The organism is Salifodinibacter halophilus (assembly GCA_012999515.1).
Classification (GTDB): Bacteria; Pseudomonadota; Gammaproteobacteria; order Nevskiales; family Salinisphaeraceae; genus Salifodinibacter; species Salifodinibacter halophilus.
On the sequence record JABEEB010000285.1, the window covers coordinates 1 to 269 of the forward strand.

Consider the following 269-nt stretch of genomic DNA (forward strand, 5'->3'; position numbering starts at 1 on the left):
CGCATCCAGCCGCAAGTGCGGCGGCGCGCGCGCATCGACCGCTCGCACGAGGCGCTGTGGGGCCATTCGCTCGGCGGACTGTTCGCGCTGGACCTGCTCTACACCCGCGGCGATGCGTTCGCGCAGTGGTTTTCCGCCAGCCCGTCGCTGTGGTGGGACGGCGGGCGCGAGCTGGGCGAACCCGAGCAGCGCTTCCTGCGCGAACCGTTGCGGCGGCCCGCGCAAGTGACGATCTTGCAGGGCGGACGCGAGCGCGATGCACGCGCGCC

At 73.2% G+C, this 269-nt stretch carries 1 protein-coding gene; it reads left to right on the forward strand.

Annotation, left to right across the window (positions count from 1 at the left end; all coding sequences use genetic code 11):
• The coding region (locus tag HKX41_11685; GenBank protein ID NNC24794.1) for an alpha/beta hydrolase at positions 1-269 on the forward strand (269 nt) is incomplete at both ends.